The sequence below is a fragment of the Rhodococcus sp. JG-3 genome (assembly GCF_000482405.1).
In the GTDB taxonomy this organism is placed as follows: Bacteria; Actinomycetota; Actinomycetes; order Mycobacteriales; family Mycobacteriaceae; genus Rhodococcoides; species Rhodococcoides fascians.
Window position 1 is genome coordinate 1,963,970 of record NZ_KI519398.1, and the last position, 24,710, is coordinate 1,988,679.

General features: G+C 64.8%; 20 protein-coding genes. 16 read left to right on the forward strand and 4 right to left on the reverse strand.

Annotation, left to right across the window (positions count from 1 at the left end):
- The first annotated feature begins 112 nt into the window (after window positions 1–112).
- Both shbA and K414_RS0110770 read left to right on the forward strand, forming a co-directional pair.
- On the forward strand, window positions 113–694 hold the full coding sequence (gene shbA, locus K414_RS0110765; protein WP_027495956.1) for an RNA polymerase sigma factor ShbA: 582 nt from the start codon (window positions 113–115) through the stop codon (window positions 692–694).
- A 113-nt stretch (window positions 695–807) separates the two neighbouring features.
- Window positions 808–2,454, forward strand: a complete 1,647-nt coding sequence (locus K414_RS0110770; RefSeq protein WP_027495957.1) for a membrane protein — start codon at window positions 808–810, stop codon at window positions 2,452–2,454.
- Between the two features lie 61 nt (window positions 2,455–2,515).
- Here the strand turns inward: K414_RS0110770 and K414_RS0110775 are convergent, their stop codons facing one another.
- The 4 genes from K414_RS0110775 to htpG form a co-directional block, all read right to left on the reverse strand.
- Complete coding sequence (locus K414_RS0110775; RefSeq protein WP_027495958.1) at window positions 2,516–3,103, reverse strand: response regulator transcription factor; 588 nt, start codon at window positions 3,101–3,103, stop codon at window positions 2,516–2,518.
- Window positions 3,104–3,132: 29 nt separating this feature from the next.
- On the reverse strand, window positions 3,133–3,990 hold the full coding sequence (locus K414_RS26640; RefSeq protein ID WP_051365050.1) for a histidine kinase: 858 nt from the start codon (window positions 3,988–3,990) through the stop codon (window positions 3,133–3,135).
- 306 nt (window positions 3,991–4,296) lie between these two features.
- The gene (locus K414_RS0110785; RefSeq protein ID WP_027495959.1) at window positions 4,297–5,739 is read right to left on the reverse strand and encodes a carotenoid oxygenase family protein; all 1,443 of its coding nucleotides are present in this window, start codon (window positions 5,737–5,739) and stop codon (window positions 4,297–4,299) included.
- A gap of 107 nt (window positions 5,740–5,846) precedes the next feature.
- On the reverse strand, window positions 5,847–7,772 hold the full coding sequence (htpG, locus tag K414_RS0110790; protein WP_027495960.1) for a molecular chaperone HtpG: 1,926 nt from the start codon (window positions 7,770–7,772) through the stop codon (window positions 5,847–5,849).
- A 94-nt stretch (window positions 7,773–7,866) separates the two neighbouring features.
- Between htpG and K414_RS0110795 the strand changes: the two genes are divergently transcribed.
- The 14 genes from K414_RS0110795 (at window position 7,867) to K414_RS0110860 (ending at window position 24,709) form a co-directional block, all read left to right on the forward strand.
- On the forward strand, window positions 7,867–8,982 hold the full coding sequence (locus K414_RS0110795) for an MBL fold metallo-hydrolase (protein ID WP_027495961.1): 1,116 nt from the start codon (window positions 7,867–7,869) through the stop codon (window positions 8,980–8,982).
- A 20-nt stretch (window positions 8,983–9,002) separates the two neighbouring features.
- Window positions 9,003–11,399, forward strand: coding sequence for an HAD-IC family P-type ATPase (locus K414_RS0110800; RefSeq protein WP_027495962.1), 2,397 nt, complete (start codon window positions 9,003–9,005; stop codon window positions 11,397–11,399).
- A gap of 41 nt (window positions 11,400–11,440) precedes the next feature.
- The gene (locus K414_RS0110805; protein ID WP_027495963.1) at window positions 11,441–11,629 is read left to right on the forward strand and encodes an antitoxin; all 189 of its coding nucleotides are present in this window, start codon (window positions 11,441–11,443) and stop codon (window positions 11,627–11,629) included.
- A 76-nt stretch (window positions 11,630–11,705) separates the two neighbouring features.
- Window positions 11,706–13,331: a Na+/H+ antiporter gene (locus K414_RS0110810; protein WP_027495964.1), complete on the forward strand. Its 1,626-nt coding sequence runs from the start codon at window positions 11,706–11,708 to the stop codon at window positions 13,329–13,331.
- Window positions 13,332–13,360: 29 nt separating this feature from the next.
- Complete coding sequence (locus K414_RS0110815) at window positions 13,361–14,560, forward strand: lipase family protein (RefSeq protein WP_027495965.1); 1,200 nt, start codon at window positions 13,361–13,363, stop codon at window positions 14,558–14,560.
- Window positions 14,557–15,729: a histidine kinase gene (locus tag K414_RS0110820; RefSeq protein WP_027495966.1), complete on the forward strand. Its 1,173-nt coding sequence runs from the start codon at window positions 14,557–14,559 to the stop codon at window positions 15,727–15,729. The genes K414_RS0110815 and K414_RS0110820 overlap by 4 nt, the downstream gene beginning before the upstream one ends.
- Window positions 15,726–16,529, forward strand: a complete 804-nt coding sequence (locus tag K414_RS0110825; RefSeq protein ID WP_032381697.1) for a LytTR family DNA-binding domain-containing protein — start codon at window positions 15,726–15,728, stop codon at window positions 16,527–16,529. The genes K414_RS0110820 and K414_RS0110825 overlap by 4 nt, the downstream gene beginning before the upstream one ends.
- A gap of 13 nt (window positions 16,530–16,542) precedes the next feature.
- Complete coding sequence (locus K414_RS0110830) at window positions 16,543–16,902, forward strand: hypothetical protein (RefSeq protein WP_027495968.1); 360 nt, start codon at window positions 16,543–16,545, stop codon at window positions 16,900–16,902.
- A 5-nt stretch (window positions 16,903–16,907) separates the two neighbouring features.
- The gene (locus K414_RS0110835; protein ID WP_027495969.1) at window positions 16,908–18,650 is read left to right on the forward strand and encodes a cation acetate symporter; all 1,743 of its coding nucleotides are present in this window, start codon (window positions 16,908–16,910) and stop codon (window positions 18,648–18,650) included.
- Between the two features lie 201 nt (window positions 18,651–18,851).
- Window positions 18,852–19,151 carry a DUF485 domain-containing protein gene (locus tag K414_RS0110840; protein ID WP_081701694.1) on the forward strand — a complete coding sequence of 100 codons (300 nt, stop codon included), beginning with the start codon at window positions 18,852–18,854 and terminating at the stop codon, window positions 19,149–19,151.
- Window positions 19,148–20,782, forward strand: a complete 1,635-nt coding sequence (locus K414_RS0110845; RefSeq protein WP_027495971.1) for a cation acetate symporter — start codon at window positions 19,148–19,150, stop codon at window positions 20,780–20,782. The genes K414_RS0110840 and K414_RS0110845 overlap by 4 nt, the downstream gene beginning before the upstream one ends.
- Before the next feature lie 84 nt (window positions 20,783–20,866).
- Window positions 20,867–21,298, forward strand: coding sequence for an SRPBCC family protein (locus tag K414_RS0110850; RefSeq protein ID WP_027495972.1), 432 nt, complete (start codon window positions 20,867–20,869; stop codon window positions 21,296–21,298).
- Between the two features lie 20 nt (window positions 21,299–21,318).
- Entirely contained in the window at window positions 21,319–22,950 is a 1,632-nt protein-coding gene (locus tag K414_RS0110855) for a substrate-binding domain-containing protein (protein WP_027495973.1), read from the forward strand.
- Between the two features lie 103 nt (window positions 22,951–23,053).
- A complete protein-coding gene (locus K414_RS0110860) occupies window positions 23,054–24,709 on the forward strand; it encodes a VWA domain-containing protein (RefSeq protein WP_027495974.1) in 1,656 nt (551 codons plus the stop codon).
- Window position 24,710 lies beyond the last annotated feature (1 nt).

The following is a 24,710-nucleotide window of genomic DNA, read 5'->3' on the forward strand; positions in this document are numbered from 1 at the left end:
TCACATTCTTCTCGATTGTGGTAACCGATCCGACCAAGCCGAACGGTCGGCTGCCTCGAAGTACTGGTGAGCGTTCAGGTGAGGGCGCGCGTTGCCAAGAAGGAGATCGGCCATGAGCACTTCCATGGACACGCTCGAAGACGTCGTACCGCGGGCCGTCGCGGGTGACCGCGCCGCACTCGAACGCGTGCTGGTGTTGATTCAGCCTCCGATTCGCCGCTACTGCGCCTCTCGGATCGGCAATCTCGATGTCGCGGCCGACGACGTGGTGCAGGACGTCTGCCTCGCTCTGGTCACCGCGATACCCAAGTACCGCGACATGGGCAAACCGTTCATGGCATTCGTCTACGGAATCGCTGCTCACAAACTGGCCGATGCCGGCCGACGATCGGCTCTGCGGCAGACGTTCTCGACGGCCGAGCTGCCCGAGGAAGTGTCGGGTGAGGACGGTCCCGAGCAGGTCGCGCTGGGCGACGAACTCCGATCCCATGCGCAGGCCCTGATGAACACCCTGCCCCCGAAGTACAGCAAGATCATCCTGATGCGAGTGGTGTGGGGCCTGACGGCACCGCAGACGGGCGAAGCTCTGGGAATGACGGCCGGTGCAGTGCGGGTCGCCCAGCACCGGGCGATGAACATGCTGCGCGCCGAACTGTCGAACTTCTCGCTACTGGCGGCCCGCACAGCCGCCTGACACCGCCCGGTGGATGGGTGTCCGAGACGTATGTCCGAATCGCCGGATTGAGTAACACCAGCTACATCGGCTCAAGACACGTCGGCAACGTGGCGGTTCTACGTTGTTGATCCATGACCGCCGTACAGCCAGCGCCGACAGATACCGCGCTGAAAGAGACGCTCGAGGACTACACGCTGCGCTTTGCGCCGCGTAGCTACCGTAAGTGGGGGACCGGTGTTGTCGCGACGTCCGCGCTCGGCGGCATCGCGTATCTCGCGGATTTCGCGATCGGTGCCAATATCGGAATCTCGTACGGAACCGGCAACGCACTGTGGGGCATCCTGGTGTTCGCTGTCGTCATCTTCCTGACCGGCCTTCCGCTTGCCTACTATGCGGCCCGATACAACATCGACCTCGACTTGATCACGCGTGGAAGCGGTTTCGGCTACTACGGGTCGGTCGTCACCAACGTCATCTTCGCGACGTTCACGTTCATCTTCTTCGCGCTCGAAGGTTCGATCATGGCGCAGGGACTCGAACTGGGGCTGAGCATCCCGTTGCCCATCGGGTACGCGGTCTCGACCATCATGGTGATCCCGCTGGTCATCTATGGCATGAAAGCCCTTGCCAAACTTCAGGTCTGGACCACCCCGCTGTGGCTCGTTCTGATGGTGCTGCCGTTCGTGTACCTGGTGATCAGCAATCCCGACTCGGTGGGGGAGTTCTTCGCCTACGGCGGTCAGGACGGGGCCGACGGCAAGGGCGTCAACGTCGGGTCGGTGATGCTCGCCGCAGGCGTGTGTCTTTCACTCATCGCGCAGATCGCTGAGCAGATCGACTACCTGCGTTTCATGCCGCCCAAGACTCCCGAGAATTCCCGACGCTGGTGGACGGCAGTGCTTCTCGCCGGCCCCGGCTGGGTCATCTTCGGTGCCCTCAAGCAGGTCGTTGGTCTCTTCCTCGCCGTGTACCTGATCGCCAACGTCGTCGACGGATCCAGCATCGCCAACGAGCCGGTGCACCAGTTCCTGGAGATCTACGAAAACTTCATGCCCGGTTGGCTCGCCATGACTCTCGCGGTGATCCTGGTCGTCATCAGCCAGATCAAGATCAACGTGACCAACGCCTACTCCGGGTCGCTGGCGTGGACCAACTCGTACACCCGCCTCACCAAGACGTATCCGGGCCGCATGGTGTTCGTACTGTTCAACCTGGCCATCGCGCTGATCCTGATGGAAGCCAACATGTTCGACTTCCTCAACAGCATCCTCGGCTTCTACGCCAACTGCGGTATCGCGTGGATTGCCGTGGTGGCCTCGGACATCGTCTTCAACAAGTACATCCTCAAGCTGTCGCCCAAGGTGCCCGAGTTCCGACGCGGCATGCTGTACAACATCAACCCGGTGGGCTTCGGATCGATGGCGGTGTCGGCGATCCTGTCGATTCTGGTGTTCTTCGGCGCATTCGGATCTGCGATCAAACCGTATTCGCCCATCGTGGCTCTCGTTCTCGCACTGGTGCTTCCGCCCATCCTGGCGGTGGCGACCAAGGGCAGGTACTACCTGCGACGCACCGACGACGGCATCGACCTGCCGATGTTCGACGAGCACGGCAACCCGTCCGACGAACTCGTGATGTGCCACGTCAGCGGCATGGAATTCGAGCGACCCGACATGATCGCGTCCAACGTGCCGGGGCCCAACGGGGAGAAGCAGTACATCAGTTCGCTGTCACTGAGCACCGACAAGACGGGGGAGCACATTCTCCCTCCGCAGTAACCCCCCGTCGTGCGCGTTTTGCGTATCCAGAGGTACGCAAAACGCGCACGAGGGCGAAGCCCTACAGAACTCCGAGCCGCACTGCTGTGATCACCGCAGCAGTACGGTCCGAAACTTCGAGTTTGGTGAAGATCCGGAGCAGGTGTGTTTTGACGGTCGACTCTCCGATGTACAGGGCCTGCCCGATCTCCGAGTTGGACAGGCCCGCGGCAACGCGACCCAGCACTTCGATCTCGCGCACTGTCAGGGCTGTCGTTCGGCGGTCGACGCGCCGTGCGAGCACCGTGCCGCCGCCGGCGGTGGACCTGATTGCGGCCGCCAATTCCGATGCGGTGCAATCCTTCAACAGATATCCCGAGGCGCCGGCCGCCACCGCCCGCACGATGTCGGCGTCGGTGTCGTAGGTCGTCACGATGACCACCTTCGTCGCAACGACGGCAAGTATCTCGCGTGTGGCGGACACCCCGTCCAGGTCGGGGAGCCTCAGGTCCATCAGCACGACATGCGGTCGCAGCGATTGTGCAAGTTCGACGGACTCGGCTCCCGAACCGGTCTCGCCCACTACGTCGAGGTCCGAGAATGGCTCCAACATTCCCCGGATGCCGGTGCGTACCACCGGATGATCGTCGACCAGCAGTACCCGTAGCACCGCACCGGTAGGTCTCGCAGCGGTAGGTGTCACAGCGGAATCTCGATGTGGACCGTTGCTCCACCGACATGGGCGGTGGGCAGCGTCAAGGTGCCGCCGACGTCGCCGACGCGGGCGCGCATGCCGTGTAGCCCGTGCCCCTCTTGATGGTCCTTGAACCCAATTCCATTGTCCGACAATGTCATTCGTATCGAGTGATCGAGATACTCGAGAAGAATCGACACGGCAGTTGCGCCCGAGTGGCGTCGGACGTTGTGGAGGGATTCTTGTGCGCAGCGAAGCAGGACGACATCGACGGCAATATCGGTACTTCTCGGAGGTCGCCCCACGGCGCCGAAATTGGCCTGGATACCAGTTGTGGCGGAAAAGCTGTCGGTCAGCTGGTGCAGCACGTCGCGCAAAGGGTTCACCGCCAAAGATGGCGGGGTCGATTCCACGACCATGGTGCGGGCCTCGTCGAGGTTCTCCCGCGCGGTCCCTTCGATCAGGTCCAGGTGATGCTGGAGGTGCGGGGCAGCCGATGCCAGATGCGGTTCGAGCGCCTGAGCGACGGTGACGATGCTGATGAAGCCTTGCGCGAGGGTGTCATGGATGTCGCGAGCAAGGCGTTCACGCTCGGTCGCGACGCCCGCCGCGTGAGAGAGCAGGGCTGCTTCTGCTCGGCTTTCGGCGAGCTCGACCACGAGGCGGTCCAGATTCTCCGTGCGCCGTGCAGCCGTTACCACCACCCATCCGACAACCGGTCCCACGGTAGACGCGATCAGTGCCACCGCGACAGCCAACGGTAAGTCGCCAGCTTCGATTCTTCCGGTCGCCGCCAACGTGCCGAACCCGACGATGTCGATGGCGATCGAGGACACCACCGCCCATCGCAGGGGGAGCGACATGAAGAGCAGTGGAAAGACAGCAGGAAAGACTGCGGTGGCGGCGGGTGCCGCAACTATTGCTCCGGTCGCGAACGCGATGACACCGCACGCGAACAGTGTTCACTCTCTGCGATACAGAGGCGATTTCATTGTAGAAAGTCCAATGGCCAACACCCACAGGGCGAGTGCGCTCAGCGATGCGAGAGCTACCGAAGTATTTCCGGGAAGTGTCGAATCGAGAAGAAGCACGACTGCAATTGCAACAACGACACCGATGACGGAAAACCAGATCCACTGCGCACGTGGTCCCGTCGCCATGAGCACACCTTAACCGGACGACGGCTCGAAATTGCCGTGAAATCCGTGCGGGATCCGTACCGGTAGGTGGATCGTTGCGACGAAATCCAACGTCGCGGCGTCGAGAAGCATCAAATCTGTACGGTCGGTGCTCGCGTCGTACACCGGTCCCATGACGATGGCGTCGTCCTCGGGGCCGTCGGGTGTCCGCGGAACGTGGACGAACTCGCCGGGCTCGGTACCGGCACCGAACTCTCGCGTCACGACCGATCCCGTGTGCATATCGTGTTTCAACAGAGCCGTGGGTACCTGCCCGCGATCGGCCGACTGGGTCGACGCGATCGTGTACCCGTACCGGTGACGACGGCCCTGCGCTCGCTCATCGATGCGAGGGAAGTCCTGTGAGCGGTCGTCGAGTCGCTCCGATCGAACTGTGCTGGTGCGGAAGTCGACGGTCCATCGATCGAGAGTCGGAGATGTGGGCAGAGGGTCGGAGTCGCCATCGAAAGCACGCGGGTGGCGAGCCAGTTCCATGACGACTCCGTTCTCGCAGTCGTACGCATTGAGGGTGTGGTAGACGAAGCACGGTTCGACGTCGAATCGACGAATACCCCGTCCGTTGCGCTCGATGACCACCACCTGCGCGTTGTGCCCGTCGTTCCATCGATACGGCACACCGATGTCGGGTTGCGCCAGACCCGACCCCAGCATGAGGGCGCGAGAGACGGCGTCGGGTAGAGCGTGCCGCGACGCGACCCCCGTGAACATCGACGCCACCCTTTGCCCGAACCGAGAATGAGCCAAAGCGGACAGGTCGAGCACCACGGGTAGGTCGTACAGGACGATGTACTTCTCGGTGAGGGAGAAGTCGTGCATCATCGTGTTGGCTGGCATCGGAATCGTGCGAGAGGTACGTACCCGTCCGTCGATACCGGTCACCGTGTACCGAATTGCGTTGCCCCACATGGGGTTGTAGGACACTGCGTGAAGTTCGCCCGTCAATGGATCTTTCTTGGGATGGCCGGTGTATCCGCCGCGCAGCGTTCCGTCGAAGTCCGATGGAGCCACAGTGTCGAGGTCATGAGTGAGTTCATAGGGCCGTGTTCCCATTTCGGCGACCGCAAGAGTCCGCCCGGCATGTTCGAGGATGTTGGTGTTGGACGCGAAATCCATTCCGCTCAGGCGTGGTCCGCGTCGGGGACGTTCACGGAGCGATCGACTGACCGCGGCCGAGCGCACCCAGCGGTTGCGGTACCAGTGCGCGCGGCCGTCGGCAATACGAATTCCGTGCACCATCCCGGCCCCGGTGAACCACTGATAGCGAGCGTGATTCGGTTCGATGGGGTTGGGCCCGATGCGAAGGTAGCGACCATCGACGAAGTCGGGAATCTGCCCGGTGACGGGGAGGTCGGTGGCGGTCACCTCGGTTGTGACCGGGGCATAGTTTCCTTCGAGAAAGCGAGTGGAGTGCATGTATCGATACTCGACACTTGCGGACGGTTTCGCGTCCACCGACCGGTGGACCCTCGTGCGCGTTTTGCGTATCCAGAGGTACGCAAAACGCGCACGAGGGCGAAGCCCTACACCGTGCGGGTGAGGCGATCGGCGAGGAGCTTGGAGAACTTCGCCGGATCCTTCAGCTCGGTTCCCTCGGCGAGAAGTGCCGTCGCATAGAGCAATTCGGCGGTCTCGGCGAGGTGCGGATCGTCGCTGCGATCCTCGCGGGCCTTCTTCAGTCCCGTCACCAGGTCGTGGTTCGGGTTGAGTTCGAGGATGCGCTTGGAGGTCGGCACGAACTGGCCCGACGCCTTGTACATCTTCTCGAGCTGCGGGGAGAAGCTGAACTCGTCACCGACGACGCAGGCCGGTGACGTCGTCAGGCGCGTCGACAGACGCACCTCCTTGACGTCCTCGCCGAGGGTGTCGGTCAGCCAGGTGAGCAGGTCCGCGAATTCCTTGTCCTGCTCCTCGCGCTTGGCCTCAGACTCCTTCTTTTCTTCCTCGGTGTCGAGGTCCACCTCGCCCTTGGCGATGGACTGGAACGACTTTCCGTCGAAGTCGGTGACGTTGCCGACCCACACCTCGTCGACCGAATCGGTGAGCAGCAGCACCTCGAGCCCGCGAGCCTTGAACGCCTCCATGTGCGGCGAGCTCTCGATCTGCTGACGCGATTCGCCCGTCATGTAGTAGATCTGCTGCTGGCCGTCCTTCATCCGATCCACGTACTCGGCGAGGGTCGTCAGACCCTCTTCGGAGTGGGTGGACGCGAACGACGAGATGCCCAACAGAGTTTCGCGGTTGTCGGAGTCGGAGATCAGGCCTTCCTTGAGGACCGTGCCGAACTGCGACCACAGCGTCTTGTACTTGTCGGGCTGCTCGCTCTGCAGCTCCTTGACGGTCGAGAGCACCTTCTTGGTCAGGCGTCGGCGGATCGCGCGGATCTGCCGGTCCTGCTGCAGGATCTCGCGAGAGACGTTGAGCGAGAGGTCCGCTGCATCCACGACACCCTTGACGAAGCGCAGGTACTCGGGCAGCAGTTCCTGCGAGTCGTCCATGATGAACACGCGCTTGACGTACAGGTGTACGCCGGCCTTGCTCTCGCGCATGAACAGGTCGAACGGTGCCTGCGACGGAATGAACAGCAGCGCTTGGTATTCGAAGGTGCCCTCGGCCTTGAACGGAATGACCTCGAGCGGCTCGTCCCAGGCGTGGCTGACGTGCTTGTAGAACTCCTTGTATTCCTCCTCGGACACCTCGTCCTTGGAGCGGGTCCACAGCGCCTTCTGCGAGTTGATCGTTTCCGTCTCGATAGTGACGGTGTCCTCGCCGCCTTCCTCTTCGCTCTTGACGCGCTTCTCGACGTCGATGCGAATGGGCCAGGCGATGAAGTCGGAGTACTTCTTGACCAATTCCTTGATCTTGCGCTCGGACGCGTAGTCGTGGAGGTGGTCTTCCTCGTCGGCGGGCTTGAGAGCGAGCGTGACCGAGGAACCCTGCGGGGCGTCGTCGACGTCGGTGATCTCGTAGGTGCCCTCGCCGGTGGATTCCCACTTGGTGGCAGTGCTCTCGCCTGCCTTGCGGGTGAGCAGCGTGACCTTCTCGGCCACCATGAACGTGGAGTAGAAGCCGATGCCGAACTGGCCGATCAGTTCCTCGGAGGCGGCGGCGTCCTTGGCTTCCTTGAGCTTCTTGCGAACTTCTGCGGTGCCGGACTTGGCGAGTGTGCCGATGAGGTCGATGACCTCCGAGCGCGACATGCCGATGCCGTTGTCCCGGATGGTGAGGGTACGAGCGGAGGAGTCGATGTCGATCTCGATGTGCAGATCCGAGACGTCGACGTCCAGATCCTTGTTGCGGTACGACTCCAGGCGCAGCTTGTCCAGCGCGTCCGAGGAGTTCGAGATCAGTTCACGGAGAAAGCTGTCCTTGTTGGAGTAGATGGAGTGCACCATCAGATCCAGGAGCTGACGCGTCTCCGCCTGGAATTCGAGCTGTTCGGTACTCAATGTCTCCCCTTCTAGCAGCAAAACCGACGCAAATATTCTACGGCAAGGCTACGGGTGAGCTGCGAAGACGTCGGCGCCGCCTACTGTGGTGCCCGTGACGAAGACGAAGTTGGCAGCAGGAGCAACCGCAGCGTTGGGCGGGGCATGGTTGGCGCGTGCGCTGTGGGGGCTTCCGTCGGCCATCGGTGCCAGGAGAGTGCACATCACTCCCTACGCGGCCGGGTCGCCGCGATACCGCGATCGCCGGTTCCACAACTCCGACCCCAGTTCGAGTTACGTCCCGGGTCGCGGCGAGAAGGGGCAGAAGAACATGCTCGTCTCGCTGTTCACCGAGCGAGGTAAGGGCAGGCCGCAGCGGCCGATCCCACTGGCACCGCCGATCGCGCCGGTGGACGCGGGCGAGCTGGCGGTCACCTGGTACGGACATTCGAGTGTGCTCGTCGAGGTCGACGGGTATCGCATTCTGGCCGATCCGGTGTGGAGCAATCGCGTGTCCCCGTCCTCGGTGGTGGGCCCGGCACGGCTGCATCCGACGCCGGTCGACCTGACGGACCTACCTCGGGTCGACGCCATCGTGATCTCCCACGATCATTACGACCATCTCGACAAGGCGACGGTACAGAAGCTGGCGAGCACGCAGTCGGCTCCCTTCGTCGTGCCTCTGGGCATCGGCGCGCACCTGCGCAAGTGGCGGGTGCCCGAGGAACGCATCATCGAACTCGATTGGGACGAGCAGACGGCGATCGGTGGCCTCACCGTCACGTGTACCGAGGCTCGTCACTTCTCCGGCCGCGGCCTGACTCGCGATTCGACGCAGTGGGCGTCCTGGGCGTTCGCCGGTCCGGTGCGGCGTGTCTTCTTCGGCGGCGACACCGGTTACACACCGAAGTTCGCCGAGATCGGCAGCAACTACGGACCGTTCGACCTGACGCTTCTTCCGGTCGGGGCCTACGACGTGCGCTGGCCGGACATTCACATGAATCCCGAGGAGGCTGTCACGGCGCACGTCGATCTGACGACGTCGGGCATCTTCGTGCCCATTCACTGGGCGACGTTCAACCTGGCTTTTCACCCGTGGTCCGAGCCGATCGTGCGACTGCACGCCGCCGCTCAGGACGTGGGTGTGCAGGTTGCGGTACCGATGCCGGGTCAACGCGTCGACGGTACGAGGGCCCTGCACGACGATCGCTGGTGGACCCGTCTGGGCTGAGGCAGCACTAGGCTGCACCCATGTCTATCGACGCCGATGCACAGCGGGATACCGGGCTGACCGAGGCGGAGGTCGCCGCACTGCGGGCCGACGGGAAATCGAACGACGTTCCCGCTCGTGCTTCACGTTCGGTTCGCGACATCGTCCGGGGCAATGTGTTCACCCGAATCAACGCAATTCTCGGGGTGCTGCTGATCATCGTGCTCTCGACCGGTTCGGTGATCGACGGCATGTTCGGGCTGTTGATCGTCGCGAACAGTGGCATCGGAATCATTCAGGAGATCCGCGCGAAGCGCACGCTGGATCGGCTGGCCATCGTCGGTCAGAACAAGCCGCAGGTGAGACGTGACGGTGTCTCGCAACAGATTCCGCCCGACGAGGTCGTCCTCGGTGACATCGTCGAACTCGGACCGGGTGATCAGATCGTCGTCGACGGCGAGGTGATCGAGACGGCAAGCCTGGAGATCGACGAGTCGCTGCTCACCGGCGAGGCCGATACGGTGCACAAACTCGAAGCAGCGCAGGTGCTTTCGGGCAGCTTCGTCGTCTCGGGCAGCGGGGCCTACCGGGCGACGAGGGTTGGACGCGACGCCTATGCGGCCAAGCTGGCCGAGGAGGCCAGCAAGTTCACCCTGGTCAAGTCCGAGCTGCGCAGCGGTATCGACAAGATCCTGAAATTCATCACCTACCTGATGATTCCGGCCGGGGCGCTGATCATCTACAACCAGTTGTTCTCCAGCGGGCAGGCTCTGCGGCCTGCCTTGAACGGCATGGTCGCGGCCCTGGTCCCGATGGTCCCCGAGGGTCTCGTGCTGATGACGTCGATCGCGTTCGCGGTGGGTGTCATCAGGCTCGGACAACGGCAGTGCCTGGTGCAGGAGTTGCCTGCCATCGAGGGGCTCGCGCGCGTCGACGTGGTGTGCGCCGACAAGACCGGCACTCTCACCGAGAACGGCATGCGGCTCTCGGAATTGGTGTTGATCGACGAGCGCGACTCCGACTCGGTGACAAAAGTATTGGCGTCTCTGGCGCACGACGACCCGCGTCCCAATGCCAGTGTGCAGGCCGTCGGTGAGGCCTATCCCGACGCGCCGGGGTGGACGCAGAGCGCGGTAGCTCCGTTCTCCTCGGCCAAGAAGTGGAGCGGTCTGTCGTACGGCGAGCACGGTAACTGGCTGCTCGGTGCCCCGGACGTGTTGCTCGACCCGACCTCGGAGACCGCTCGACAGGCCGAAGATGCCGGCTCCAAGGGGCTCCGGGTATTGCTGCTCGCCAGCAGCGACCTCGCCGTCGACGACACCGCGGCGCCGGGAGTCGTCACCCCGCGGGCTCTGGTGATTCTCGAGCAGAAGGTGCGCGAGGACGCCCGAGACACGTTGGAGTACTTTGCAAGTCAGCACGTTCAGGTCAAGGTCATTTCCGGGGACAACGCCGTGTCGGTTGGCGCGGTCGCCGGCTCGCTCGGACTTCCCGGTGGCGACGCCCCGATCGACGCACGTGACCTGCCCGAGGATTCCGAGCAACTGGCCGACTCCGTGCAGAACTCGACGACGTTCGGCCGCGTTCGGCCGGACCAGAAGCGTGCGATGGTGGGCGCTTTGCAGTCTCGAGGTCATACCGTTGCAATGACCGGTGACGGCGTCAACGACGTGCTCGCACTGAAAGACGCCGATATCGGTGTCTCGATGGGCTCGGGTAGTGCGGCCACGCGTGCCGTCGCGCAGATCGTGTTGTTGGACAACAAGTTCGCGACGTTGCCCTATGTGGTGGGGGAGGGGCGACGCGTCATCGGCAACATCGAGCGCGTGTCCAACCTGTTCCTGACCAAGACCGTGTACTCGGTGTTGCTGGCGTTTCTCATCGGGCTCTCGGGAGTGCTGTCGCAGGTCTTCCATTTCGAGCCGATTCCGTATCCCTTCCTGCCGAGGCACGTGACCATCGCCGCGTGGTTCACCATCGGCATTCCGGCGTTCGTGCTCTCGCTGGCCCCGAACAACGAACGGGCACGCAGCGGGTTCGTCTCGCGGGTGATGCGGTTGGCCGTTCCGTCCGGGTTGATCGTCGGCTCGTGCACGTTCGTGTCGTATCTGCTGGCCTACGCGGGTCCGAACGCCACCGAGACTCAGGTGACCCAGGCGAGCACCACCGCACTGATCACGTTGATCATGATCGCGCTGTGGGTACTGGCCGTCGTCGCGCGGCCGTACACCTGGTGGAAGGTGGTGCTGCTCGCGGGATCCGTCGGCGGATACCTGCTGTTGTTCGCAATCCCGTTCTGCCGCACCTTCTTCAAGCTCGATCCCTCGAACGTCGGTGCCACCACGAGCGCGTTGATCATCGGCGCTGTCGGTATCGCACTCGTCGAGATTGCCCACCGATTCGGATCGGTACTGCGCAACCGGCAGGAGCGAACGTAAACTGCAGGTGTTCCGTTTCACCCGACTGGCAGGAGAGTTTCATGGGCTTCGCAGACAATTTGAAGGGCATGGTCGACAAGGGCAAGAACCTTGCGGCAGAGAACTCGGACAAGATCGACGACGTCGTGGAGAAGGCCGGGGACTTCATCGACAACAAGACCGGTGGCAAGTACGCCGACAAGATCGACAAGGTGCAGGAAGCCGCCAAGAAGGCAATTCCGGACAAGTAGGTCGATTCGGGCCGTCCACCCGGTGTTCGGGTCGTCGGTGGTGCCGTAGGGCGCTGCGGGCGGCAGAATCGGGCGGGTGGACGGACCGGTACTTCTTCTCGTAGTCATCTTCGCGATCGCAGTCGCGGGATTCGCCAAGCGTCTGGACCTGCAGGTCCCGCTCGTTCTGGTGACCGTCGGATCCATCGCATCGTTCGTGCCCGGCGTACCGCACATCAGTCTCTCGCCCCAGCTCATCCTCGGTGTCGTGCTGCCGCCGTTGCTGTACTCCGCGGCGCTGAACTACTCCTTCGTCAGTTTTCGCCGCAACATCGGCCAGATCCTGCGCCTCGGTCTGGTGATGGTGGTCGTGACGACCGTGGCCGTCGGGTACTTCGCCAACCTGCTCGTTCCCGAGCTGACTCTGGGTGCGGCCCTTGTGCTCGGTGCCGTCGTGGCCCCACCCGACGCGGTCTCTGCGATCGCCGTCGGCCGCAAGCTCGGCCTGCCCGCGAGAATGATGGCCATCCTCACCGGGGAGAGCCTGGTGAACGACGCGGCTGCGTTGACCCTGTTCACCTTGACCGTTGCGTCGGTCACGGGCAGTCGTATCGAACTCGGCTCACCGGTTCTGTTCTTTCTGTACGAGATCGTCGGCGGCGTGCTCGTCGGATTCGTCCTCTCGCGCATCGTTCGTTTCGTGCGAAACCGGATCGCCGATTCGGCGCTCGAGACGGTGCTCGGACTCGTCCTACCGTTCGCGGCCTATCTGGCAGCGGAAGAGATTCACGCGTCCGGCGTGCTGGCCGTCGTCACCGCAGGTTTCGTACTGGGCCGTGTCACGGCCGACGTGTCGGTCTCGACCCGGGTGCAGGAGCGCCAGGTGTGGCCCACGGTGGACCTGCTGCTGGAAACATTCGTGTTCGCGTACATGGGTTTACAGCTGAAGTTCGTCATCTCCGAGGTGCAGCGCGAGGGTCTTCCGGTGCATCACATTTTCGGGTACGCGCTGCTGGTGCTGCTCGTGGTCATCGTCGTTCGTCCGGCCTGGATCTTCTTCAACTCGGGGAGAAACCTGCTCTTTCGCACGGTGTTTCGCCGCGAGGGGGTGGCCGACGGCCTGACGTGGCAGCAGAACCTGGTGCTGTCGTGGGCCGGGATGCGCGGGGTGGTGACTCTCGCCGCAGCCGCGGGTGTTCCGTTCACCACCGTGCTCGGCGACGAATTTCCCGGGCGGGCGGTGATTCAAGCGGTCGCGTTCGTCGTCGCAGTCGGAACGTTGCTGCTGCAGGGCCTGACGCTTCCGCTCCTTATTCGGCGGTTGGACGTCGCCGATCCACTCGAGCAGCAACGCAACGACAACCAACGATTGCTCTCGCAGGCCATCGCCCGCACGGCTGCCGAGACCTACCTCGAGCGGGCCGCGAAGGACGGCATCTCCGGCGTCGACAGTGACCGGGTAGCCGAGGTGATCGCGCGCGTGCGGCGGTCGGTGCGAGCCCGGATGGACGCGGACGAGACCGAGGACCGCGAGAAGCGAATCGCGGCGGCCGGCGCGCTGTTCGACACCCTGCGGCACAATGTCCTGGTCGCGCAGCGGGCCGCACTGATCGCCGCCCGCGACTCGGGGGAGTTGGACGACGAAGCCCTACGCGCAGTGTTGAATGGTCTGGACGTGGAAGAGATCGCGGCCGAGGCACGCATCGAACGACGCACGACGTAGACGACGAACACAGTGGGAGCGCTGAGACAGTGAGGTCGACCGGACTGGTGGCCGCCGCGGCACTCGTGTTCGCCCTCGCCGCGTGCAGTTCGCCTGCCGTGCCTCCCGTGGCTCCGGCACCCACGTCGAATCCGGCACCCACGTCGAATCCGGCACCCGAGGGCTCCGACCGCGGGTCGATCGTCTCGTCGATGCCGCTCGGTCAGGTCGACATCGGTGTCGCCTTTCTGGGCGGGTCTGCCACGAAGATCGTCTACCGCACCACCGACGGCGTCACCGGAGGCGGAACCGAGACATCGGCAACGGTGTTCGTGCCCAAGGGTTCTGCGCCTGCCGGTGGCTGGCCGATCGTCTCGGTCGGGCACGGCACCACCGGTGTCACCGACGAGTGTGCGCCCTCGCTGTATCCGAACCTGTTGGGCACCATCGGCCTGGTGACGCCGTTCCTCGAGCGCGGCACCGTCGTGGTGGTGACGGATTACCAGGGTCTGGGAACCCCGGGAGATCCGGCGTATCTGAACATCGATGCTGCGGCCTACGACGTCATCGATGCCGTGCGCGCCGCGCGCACCGTGGTGCCCGACGTCGGAACCCGATGGGGTGCCATCGGCACTTCTCAAGGGGGACAAGCAGTCTGGGCCGCTGCCGAGCGTAATGCGGAGTACGGCGACGGTTTGGAACTGGTCGGGGTCGCCGCGCTGTCGCCCGCAGCCGATCTGACGCGGTACTTCGCAGCCGACACCGAACAGACCCTGTCCCGTCAGTTGCTGGTGCCGTTTCTCTACGAGGGTCTGCACGTCACGGATCCGAGCGTCGAGCGCTCGGATTACATCCGTGGCACCTTCGCCGACAACGTGACCGCGCTGACGGCCTGCAGCGACCTGCTCGGATTCTCCAAGGCCGACGCCGGAGCCGTCATCGATCCGGCCGATGCCGTCCCTGCCGATGACCGGTCCGCGAATCGGATGGCGGACTGGCTCGGAACGGTCGCACTGCCGACGGCTCGCACCGATGTTCCGCTGTTCGTTCTGGTCGGCGAGCGCGACGACCTGATCGATCCGCAGTGGACTCGCGACGCCGTGGCGAAAGCCTGCGGACTCGGCGACGACGTGGAACTGCGTTCGGAACCCGAGCAGGGGCACGCGGATCTGGCCGCCAACGGTATCGGCGTCGACTGGCTCGTCGAGCGCTTCTTGAACGTTCCGACCACCGGGACCTGCGCACGATGACCGCGGCACTGGCGTGGATGGCGGTCATCGTGGCGGCGATCGTCACCGCCATCGCGCTGATCAGCCTGCGTGGCCGACGCGATCTGACCACCCCCGAGGAGCGTGCGGTTCACGCCACCCTGCATACCGCGTCGTTGGCGGCGAAGCCGCTGCGGAACGGTCTCGACGCCCGCTCGGCTGCCGCCGCTGCTCCCCATCTTCGAGTCCTGACCGGGGCGGATGCATTGGGTATCTGCGATCCGAGTACGTCGCTGCTGGCCTGGGACGGGCCGTGGCCGGAGTTGACTCCGGCGTTCGTGGAGGCGGCCAGACGTGCCGTCGATGGGCAGCGCCGCGTGCTCGTGCGGCTTCCGCTCGGCTCGATTCACGAGGTCAAAGCGCTGGTGGTGCAGCCGTTGATCGACGAGGATTCGCCGGTGGTGGGGGTACTCGGTGCCGCGGTGGTGGCCGAACCAGGGCCCGGCATGCTCGGGGCCATCGCGGAGGTCGCGCGCTACGCGTTCGGTCAGATCGAACTCGCCGAACTCGACGCATCGCGGGCGCGGTTGGACCGAGCGGAGGTGCGTGCGCTCCGGGCCCAGATCAGCCCGCACTTCATCTACAACGCGCTGGGCACCATCGCGTCGTTCGTCCGTACCGATCCGGATCGGGCACGGGAACTGGTGCTCGAATTCGCCGACTTCACCCGGTACTCATTCCGCAACGCCGGGGAATTCACCGTGCTCGCCGACGAACTACGCAATATCGATCGGTACCTGACGCTCGAACGGGCCCGGTTCGGCGATTCGCTGCAGGTCACCCTGCAGGTGGCTCCCGAGGTGCTCGGGGTGGCCCTGCCGTTTCTGGCGCTGCAGCCACTGGTGGAGAATGCCGTCCGGCACGGGTTGTCGGGCAAGGCCGACGGCGGTCGCGTCACGATCATCGCCGCCGACGAGGGCACCGACGCCGTGATCAGCATCGAGGACGACGGAGTGGGAATGGACCCCGAGGTACTGCGATCGGGCAGCCTGCACACCGAGGATGCGGCCCACGTCGGACTGGCGAACGTGGACGATCGGCTGCGGGCGGCCTTCGGAAACGACTACGGTCTCGTCGTGGACACCGCACCGGGAGCAGGCACGAAAGTGAGCCTTCGGGTGCCCAAGTTCAGGCCGGGGGTGCGGGCATGACGCATCCAGCGAACTCCGGTTCGGCGCGCGGGCTGGTCGTGCTGGCGGTCGACGACGAGCGGCCTGCCCTGGACGAGCTGGCTTTCCTGCTGCGCGAGCAGGAGGCCGTGGCCGAGGTGTACACCGCGCAGGACGCGACCACAGCCCTGCGCCAACTCAAGCAGACCTCCGGTCAATCCGTGGTGGATGCAGTGTTCCTCGACATCAACATGCCCGGCCTCGACGGCCTCGAGCTCGCCGGAATCCTGTCGGCGTTCGCTCGGCCACCTGCGGTCGTGTTCGTCACCGCTCACGACGATCGAGCATTGGCTGCATTCGATCTGGGCGCGGTGGACTACCTCCTCAAGCCGTTGCGCGACGACCGCTTGGCCGAGGCCGTCCGACGGGTTCTGCTCGCCCGTCGTCGGCCCGCCGAGTCGGCCGAATCGGCTGCCGACGAGGTCATCCCGGTCGAGCTCGGTGGAACCACCACGCTGGTACATCGGTCGTCGGTGGCGTGGGTGGAGGCCGACGGTGACTACGCGCGGCTGCACACCGCCACCGGTTCGCACCTGGTGCGCATTCCCATCTCGGCTCTCGAAAGTCGTTGGGCCGATGCCGGTTTCCTGCGAGTGCATCGTTCGTATCTGGTTTCGCTTCCGTTGGTCACCGGAATCAGAAGCGTCGGTTCGGGCTTGGTGGTGTGTCTGCGCGCCACCGGCGCGCTGCCGGCCTGCGAGCTACCGGTGAGCCGGCGGCACACCAGAGAACTCAAGGACCGGCTCGTGCGCGGTCCGCTGCAGTCGTGGTCGTCGCGGTGACGAGAGGTGCGCGGTGAGTCAGCCGCACCGGGAGCGGGTGGTGCTCTCGCAGCGCCGCGGCGCGCGCCTGGTGCGCACCCGCGTCGAGGTGCAGGAGCAAACCGAGGTGGGTGACGCGCTGGTGCGAAGCCTGGTGCGTGCGCAACTCTTGCTGTCGCTGCGCCTGGCAGTGATGACGTTGTCGATCCTGTTCGCGATTCCCCTGCTGGGCATGCTGCTCACCCGTTTCACCGATGTCGCGCCGTTCGGTATCGGGTTGCCGTGGTTGCTGCTGGGGGTGGCCATCTATCCGTTGCTGTTCGGCGTCGGCCGCGCGTACGTGCGCCGCGCCGAGCGTAACGAGGCCGAGTTCGTCGGCCTGGTCGAGGACTAGCGCCGGTGAACGGATCGATACCCGTCGCGACACTGATTGCGTTGATCGTGGCCGCGGTGGCAACCGTCGGCATCGGTGTCTACGGAGTTCGATTGGCGCGCACCACGTCCGACTTCCTGGTGGCCTCGCGGACCGTCGGACCGCGGTGGAACGCCGCGGCCATCTCGGGTGAATACCTTTCTGCCGCATCGTTTCTCGGTGTTGCCGGTCTCATCGCCAAGTACGGTGCCGATGCGCTGTGGTATCCCGTCGGCTTCACGGCAGGCTATCTCGGTCTACTGCTCTTCGTCGCCGCTCCACTGCGCAGGAGCGGTGCGTACACGGTGCCCGACTTCGTCGAATTCCGGCTCGGCGCACCATGGTTGCGTACCGTGGCCATGCTCGTGGTGGTGGTGATCTGCGCGCTGTATCTGGTGCCGCAGTTCCAGGGCGCAGGCCTGACTCTGAACATCCTCCTCGGAGTGCCGGGCTGGGTGGGAGCGCTCGCGGTCGGTCTGATCGTCATCGCGAACGTCGTCGGCGGCGGAATGCGCTCGATCACCTTCGTGCAGGCGTTCCAGTACTGGCTCAAGCTCACCGCGATCGCCATCCCCGCACTGGTGCTGACCGTCCACTTCGTCGCCGACGACCGCAGCGTCGGTAGCGCGGCCCCGCCGACCGTCGCCGAGCAGACCCGGGTCGACATCACCACCGACGTGCTCGTGCAGGTCGACTCGCCGATCGTGGTGTCCGTGACAGGAACCCTGGACGAGCAGAGCGTCGATGGACGTGTGAATCTCGATGCAGGCGAACACCGGCTCGGGTCCGGGACACTGCTCACCCTCGACGCGGGCTCGCCGGTTCCGGTGGTCGCCGGCGCACCGACCACCGACCGCGCCTGGGCGATGCCCGGCGGGGGACTGGGCGGTCAGCACCCGCTCTACCAGGTGTATTCACTGATCCTGGCCACGTTCCTCGGCACCCTCGGGCTGCCGCACGTGCTGGTGCGGTTCTACACCAACCCCGACGGCCGAGCGGCGCGATTGACCTCGCTGACCGTGCTGGCGCTGCTCGGTACGTTCTATCTGTTCCCGACTGTCCTCGGAGTGTTCGCCCGGCTCTACGTGCCGCAACTGCTGATCACCGGTGCCTCCGACGCCGCAGTGTTGCTGCTGCCCGGCTCCGTGCTGTCGGGGGTACCGGGCCAGTTGCTGGCCGCACTCGTCGCCGCCGGTGCCATCGCCGCCTTCCTGTCCACGTCGTCCGGCCTGCTGGTCAGCATCGCGGGTGTCCTGAGCACCGACGTGCTCTCGGGCAAGGTCCGAGACTTCCGTGTCGCGGCCGTCCTTGCCGGCGCAGTGCCACTTGCACTGTCGATCGGCGTTGTCTCACTGGATCTCTCGCGTACCGTCGGGCTCGTGTTCGCCGTCGCCGCGTCCACGCTGTGTCCGCTGCTCGTGCTCGGCATCTGGTGGCGCGGACTCACCGCAGCAGGCGCCGCGGCCGGGCTGTTCCTCGGCGGCGGACTCTCCCTCGTCGCCGCGTCGATCTCCGTCGTCACCCCCATCTCCGACGGCGTCCTCGGAGGCTGGGCGGCAGCGATACTCGGCTACCCGGCCGCGGTCAGCGTTCCCGTGGCCTTCGCCGCGATGATCGTCGTCAGCCTCGCCACCCGGCGAACAGTGCCGTCGGACATCTCCCGAATCTTCGCCCGACTGCACCTGCCCGAAGGCCTCGACATGGGCAAAGACCGAGAGCGCGAGCTGTAGCGAGAGGAGGCCGTTCGTCGGGTCTGCGCTACCGCTCGTCGCACACTCCCGCAGCCCGTCGTGTGATCGCCGCCACCCCCTGATGTTGTGACCTGACTCTCACTACTGTTCCGAGTCAGCTACAGCTCACATCAACTTCAGGAGTCCAAGGTGACCGCACCGGAAACCAATTCGCCACCGGACGCGCAAGCGTTCGTCGACATGCAGGCCAGTCCCGAGTTCCAGGAACTCCGGCACCGCCTGCGTAGCTTCGTGTTCCCGATGGCCGGGTTCTTCCTGGTCTGGTACGTCATCTACGTGCTGCTCAGCACCTACGCCGTCGACTTCATGTCGACCAAGGTGTGGGGCAACATCAACGTCGGTCTGCTGCTCGGCCTCGGCCAGTTCATCACGACGTTCGCCATCACCGGCATCTACGTGCGGTTCGCCAACCGTGAACTCGATCCTCGCGCCGCAGCCCTGCGCGCCGAGATGGAAGCCTCCCAGGGAGCGAAGTCGTGAATGTACTAGCCCAGGCCGCCGACACCACCGTCGGTGAACCGCTCGTCAATATCGCGATCTTCGGCGCGTTCGTTCTCATCACGATGGCCGTCGTCATTCGCGCCTCCAAGAAGAACGCGACGTCTGCGGAGTTCTTCACCGCGGGCGGCGGATTCTCCGGACCGCAGAACGGCGTCGCCATTGCCGGTGATTACCTCTCGGCCGCAAGCTTTCTCGGTATCGCCGGTGCCATCGCGGTCTACGGCTACGACGGCTTCCTGTACTCCATCGGGTTCCTCGTCGCCTGGCTCGTCGCACTCCTGCTTGTCGCCGAATTGCTCAGGAACACCGGCAAATTCACGATGGCGGACGTGCTGAGCTTCCGGCTCAAGCAAGGCCCGGTTCGCACCGCGGCCGCACTGTCCACCTTGACCGTCTCGCTGTTCTACCTGTTGGCACAGATGGCAGGTGCTGGCGGACTCGTCGCACTGCTGCTCGACATCTCCGATCGCACCGGGCAGTCCATCGTGATCGCCATCGTCGGTGTGTTGATGATCGCGTACGTGCTCATCGGCGGTATGAAGGGCACCACGTGGGTGCAGATCATCAAGGCCGTTCTGCTCATCGCCGGTGCCGCATTCATGACCGTGCTCGTGCTCGCCAAGTTCGGCCTGAACTTCTCCGAGCTTCTCGGCAGCGCGCAGGCGATGGTGTCGAGCTCGGCGACCGATGCCGTGGCCGCACGTGACGTCATCGAGCCCGGTGCCCAGTACGGCGGCAGCGCCACCTCGAAGATCAACTTCCTGTCGCTCGGTATCGCCCTGGTGCTCGGCACCGCGGGTCTGCCGCACGTGCTGATGCGCTTCTACACGGTGCCCACCGCGAAGGAAGCTCGTCGCAGCGTCGTGTGGGCCATCGCGCTCATCGGTGCGTTCTACCTCTTCACCCTCGTGCTCGGCTACGGTGCCGCAGCGATCGTCGGACCCGACCGCATCCTGGCCTCCGCCGGTGGTCAGAACTCCGCGGCTCCGCTGCTGGCCTTCGAGCTCGGCGGCGTCATTCTGCTCGGCGTCATCTCTGCGGTCGCCTTCGCGACCATCCTCGCCGTCGTCGCCGGATTGACGATCACCGCGTCGGCGTCGTTCGCTCACGACATCTATGCGAGCGTCATCAAGAAGGGCAAGGTCGACGACAAGAAGCAGGTCAAGGTCTCGCGGATCACGGCCGTCGTCATCGGCATCCTGGCCATCGGCCTCGGCATCCTCGCGAACGGGCAGAACATCGCCTTCCTCGTGGCGCTGGCGTTCGCCGTCGCGGCAGCAGCGAACCTGCCGACCATCCTGTACTCGCTGTTCTGGCGTCGCTTCACCACCACGGGCGCACTGTTCAGCATGTACGGCGGCCTGATCTCGACGATCGTGCTGATCATCTTCTCCCCGGCCGTGTCGGGATCGAAGACGTCGATGATCCCCGGCTCGGACTTCGCGTGGTTCCCGCTGTCCAACCCCGGCATCGTGTCGATCCCGTTGGCATTCATTCTCGGTATCGTCGGAACGTTGATCTCGAAGGACACCGAGAACACCGACAAGCAGGCCGAGATGGAGGTTCGCTCTCTCACCGGCATCGGTGCGGAGAAAGCCAGCGCCCACTGATCCACCTGTAGAACTGTTCGCGAAGTGCCCGTGTGAGCAAGGCCTCACACGGGCATTTTTCGTCCAGCGGTTACCATCCCTGCTGTGGCCAAGCTGAAGGTTTCCCTCGACGTCCCGCTGACCCCCGAGCAGACGTGGGCGCATGCGTCCGATCTGTCCGGCTACGAGCAGTGGCTCTCCATCCACGAAGCGTGGCGCGGTGAGCTGCCCGAGCAGCTGGCCGTCGGCACCACCCTGGACTCCATCGCCAGCGTGAAGGGCATGCGCAACCGCGTCTCGTGGAAGATCGAGTCCTATGATCCGCCCCGGAAGCTCGAGCTCAAGGGCAACGGTAAGGGCGGAGTGAAGATCGGTCTCGACCTGTCGGTGAAGTCCAAGGGTGACGGGTCCGAGATCACGATCGACGTCAATCTGGGCGGTGCCCCGTTGTTCGGACCCATCGGGTCCGGTGTCGCTCGCGCACTCAAGGGCGACATCGAGAACTCGCTGAAGACGTTCGTCAAGATCTACGCCTGACGGTGTAGGAGTGGAGATGCATGCCCGGTAGGCACAGTGCGCCGTCGTCCGCGACGGGCAACAGAGGGTTCGCCAAGTACGTCGTCGTTGCCGTCGTCCTGCTTCTGATCGTCGCAGGCGGATTGTTCTTGGCGCAGAAGGTCTTCGGCAGCGACTGCGGTGACCCGTCGAACTACACGTTGGCTGCCGACCCCGCGATCGCGCCGGTACTGCAGAAGATCGTCGACGACTCCGCGCCCGAGGATCTCGGTTGTGCCGAGGTGGCGGTGACGGCGATGGAGTCGGGTCAGGTGTCGGCCGCAGTGGCCAAAGGCGACGACGTTCCCTCGCTCTGGATTCCCGATTCGTCGCTGTGGGTCGGCAAGACCGTGCGATCGACCGCGTCGCTGATCGACCTGGCGAGCCAGTCGGTGGCAAGCACCCCGGCCGTCCTCGCAACCCGCAAGGACGAGGTTCCGTTCTTCGACACGTGGCTCACCGCACTGAAGCTCGAAGGTTTGCGCATCGGTAATCCGTTGGCCAACACCATCTCCGACGCGGCGATCCTCGGGGCGGTAGCCGAGGCGGGTGGAGACGAGAAGGCCCTCGATGCGGTGTCGACGGCGCTCGTGCCGATCGCTCAGGCTCAGGCCGCCACCCGCGGCGAAGCCGATCCCACCACCCGGTTGGACGATCTGGTGGCCGACGGCGGCGTGGCCGTGGTGTCCGAGCAGACCATGTTGGAGTACCGAAACGACACCGGTGCCGAACTCGGTGCGACGGTGCCGCCGACGGGCAGCATCTTTCTGAACTTCCCGCTGGCCGTCACCGAGCCTGCAGGCGAGCGGCACGACAGCGCGAAGTCGGTCGGCAGCGCGCTGGCCGCGGTCATCGAATCCGATCGAGGTCGGGAGATGTTGTCCGAGGCCGGTTTTCGGTCGGAAGACAACGCGCCCCTCGAGTCCGATCGTGGTATCGGTGCCGTCGAGAGTCTGGCGATCGGCGACCAGCAGGCTGCCGAATCGGTGCTGCGTCAATATCAGGTGCTCGCGCTCCCGTCGCGAGCGCTCGTGATGGAAGACGTGTCCGGCTCGATGAACTACAGCGCCGGGGCGAACACCCGGATCGCGATGACGGTGCAGGCCAGCGAGACCGGGAATCGACTGTTTCCCGACAACGCGTCGATGGGATTGTGGGCCTTCTCCATCGGGCTCGGCGGCGGCGATCAGGATTACCGTGAGCTGGCACCGATCCGGCGCATGGACGAGAAGGTCGGCGACACGACCCAGCGTGAAGTGCTGCTGCAGCAGACCCGCACCCTTCCGTCCCTGGTCGGTGGTGGAACCGGACTGTACGACACCACGTTAGCCGCGTTCCGTACCGTGCAGCAGGGCTACGACCCCGATGCGGTGAACAGCGTCATCATCCTCACCGACGGTGCCAACGAGGATCCGAACAGCATCTCGCTCGACGAGTTGCTGGCCACACTGCGTACCGAACAGGACCCGTCTCGTCCGGTCGTCATCGTCACCATCGGTATCACCGACGACGCCGATGCGGGTGTGCTGCAACAAATTTCTGCTGCTACCGGGGGTACCAGCTTCGTGGCGCGAAACCCCGCCGAAATACCGAACGTCTTCGTCAATGCACTGAGAAGCCGTTCCGGTCGCTGACGGGAGCGGCTATGCTGTGCGCCGCGTGCTCTCCGTCACGTGGGGTAGTGCGGAGAAGTCCCGCAACACAGTCGTGTCGGGGGTATAGGTAGGGGAGTCAGCGATGTCAGGACGTCACAGCGGCAGTAGTCGCAGGTTCAGTCCTGCCGTGACCTGGGGCGCGGCCGCGCTGGCAGTAGTCGTGGTCGCGGCCGGTGGCTGGTTCGGCGTCCAGGCCGTACGCGCAGCGGGTTCGGACTCGTGCGAATCGCTGGACACGGTCTCGCTCGCGGTGGACACCTCGATCGCCGAACCGGTGCAGCAGATCCTGGCCCAGGCGGGCGAGGTGGACCGCGGCTGCGTCGACTTCGAGGTGCGGGCCGAGCGCCCCACCGACACGGCGACCGAGATCGCAGGTACCGACGAGAACCGCCCCGACCTGTGGATCCCGGACTCGACGTTGTGGCTGCTCAAGACTTTGCGTTCGACCGGAGCCCTGCCCGAACTCGCCAAGACGTCGGTGGCGAACACACTGCCCGTGCTGGTGTCGGCCTCCGACGGTGCCCCGGTGACCGACACCTGGCTCAGCGTGCTGCAGATGCCGGGCCAACGCATCGGCGATCCGCTCACCAGTAGTGCGTCCAACGCTGCGATCCTCGGTGCGCTGGCCGAGTCCGAGGTCGCGATCTCCGACGCCAAAGCAGTGTCCGCCGCTCTGGTGCCCATGGCACAGGACTTCGGCCGGATAGCCGACACGCCCCACGACACCCCGGACCTCGTCGCCCAGGTGGCGACCGAGGGCGGAACCAGCGTCGCCACCGAACAGGCCGTGCTGGCCTACGAGGCAGCGAACCCCGGATCGTCGCTCACCGAGTCGGTGCCGCCGACGGGCAGCTACTTCCTCAACTACCCCCTCGCCGTCACGGCTCCGGCCGGGCCGGAGTACGACCGCGTCAAGGCCGCCGGGGCCGCGTTGGCGTCGGTGCTGGCCTCGCAGTCGGCGACGGACACACTCGTTGCAGCCGGCTTCCGAACGTCGAGTGGAACCCCCTTGGCCGACGGCAGAGGCGTCGGCTCGGTCGCCGCGTTGGAAATCAAGAATCCGCTGTCGATCGAGACGACGCTGCGCGACTGGGCGGTGCTCGCGTTGCCGCTCCGGACCCTCGTCGTCGAGGACGTATCGGGTTCGATGGCGGCGAAATCCGGCGACTCCACCCGCATCGCGTTGACCGTCGATGCCTCGCTCGGTGCCAACGATCTGTTCAGCGACCAGACGCAGATGGGGCTGTGGGCCTTCTCCATCGGGCTCGGTGGTGGAAAGCAGGACTATCGAGAACTGGTGCCGCTCGGCCCGGTGAGCAACACGTTCGACGGTAAGCCGCAGCGTCAGGCTATTCTCGATGCAGTCCGTGGGCTACCGGCTCTGGTCGGAGGCGGGACCGGACTTTACGACACGACGCTGGCGGCGTTCCGACGTGTCAAGGAGGGCTACGACCCCGATTACGTCAACAGCGTCATCATCCTCACCGACGGCGCGAACGAGGACAACGGCAGCATCTCCCTGGACCAGCTTCTCGCCGCCCTGCAGAAGGAGCAGGATCCGGTGCGTCCCATCGTGATCATCACAGTCGGCGTCACCAGTGATGCCGATCCGGTTGCGCTGCAGCAGATCTCCGCGGCCACCGGTGGTACGAGCTATGTCGCCGAGGATCCCCGCGATATCCCGGACGTGTTCGTCAAGGCGTTGAACTCGCGCACCGAGCGTCTCGCGGGGGAGTAGC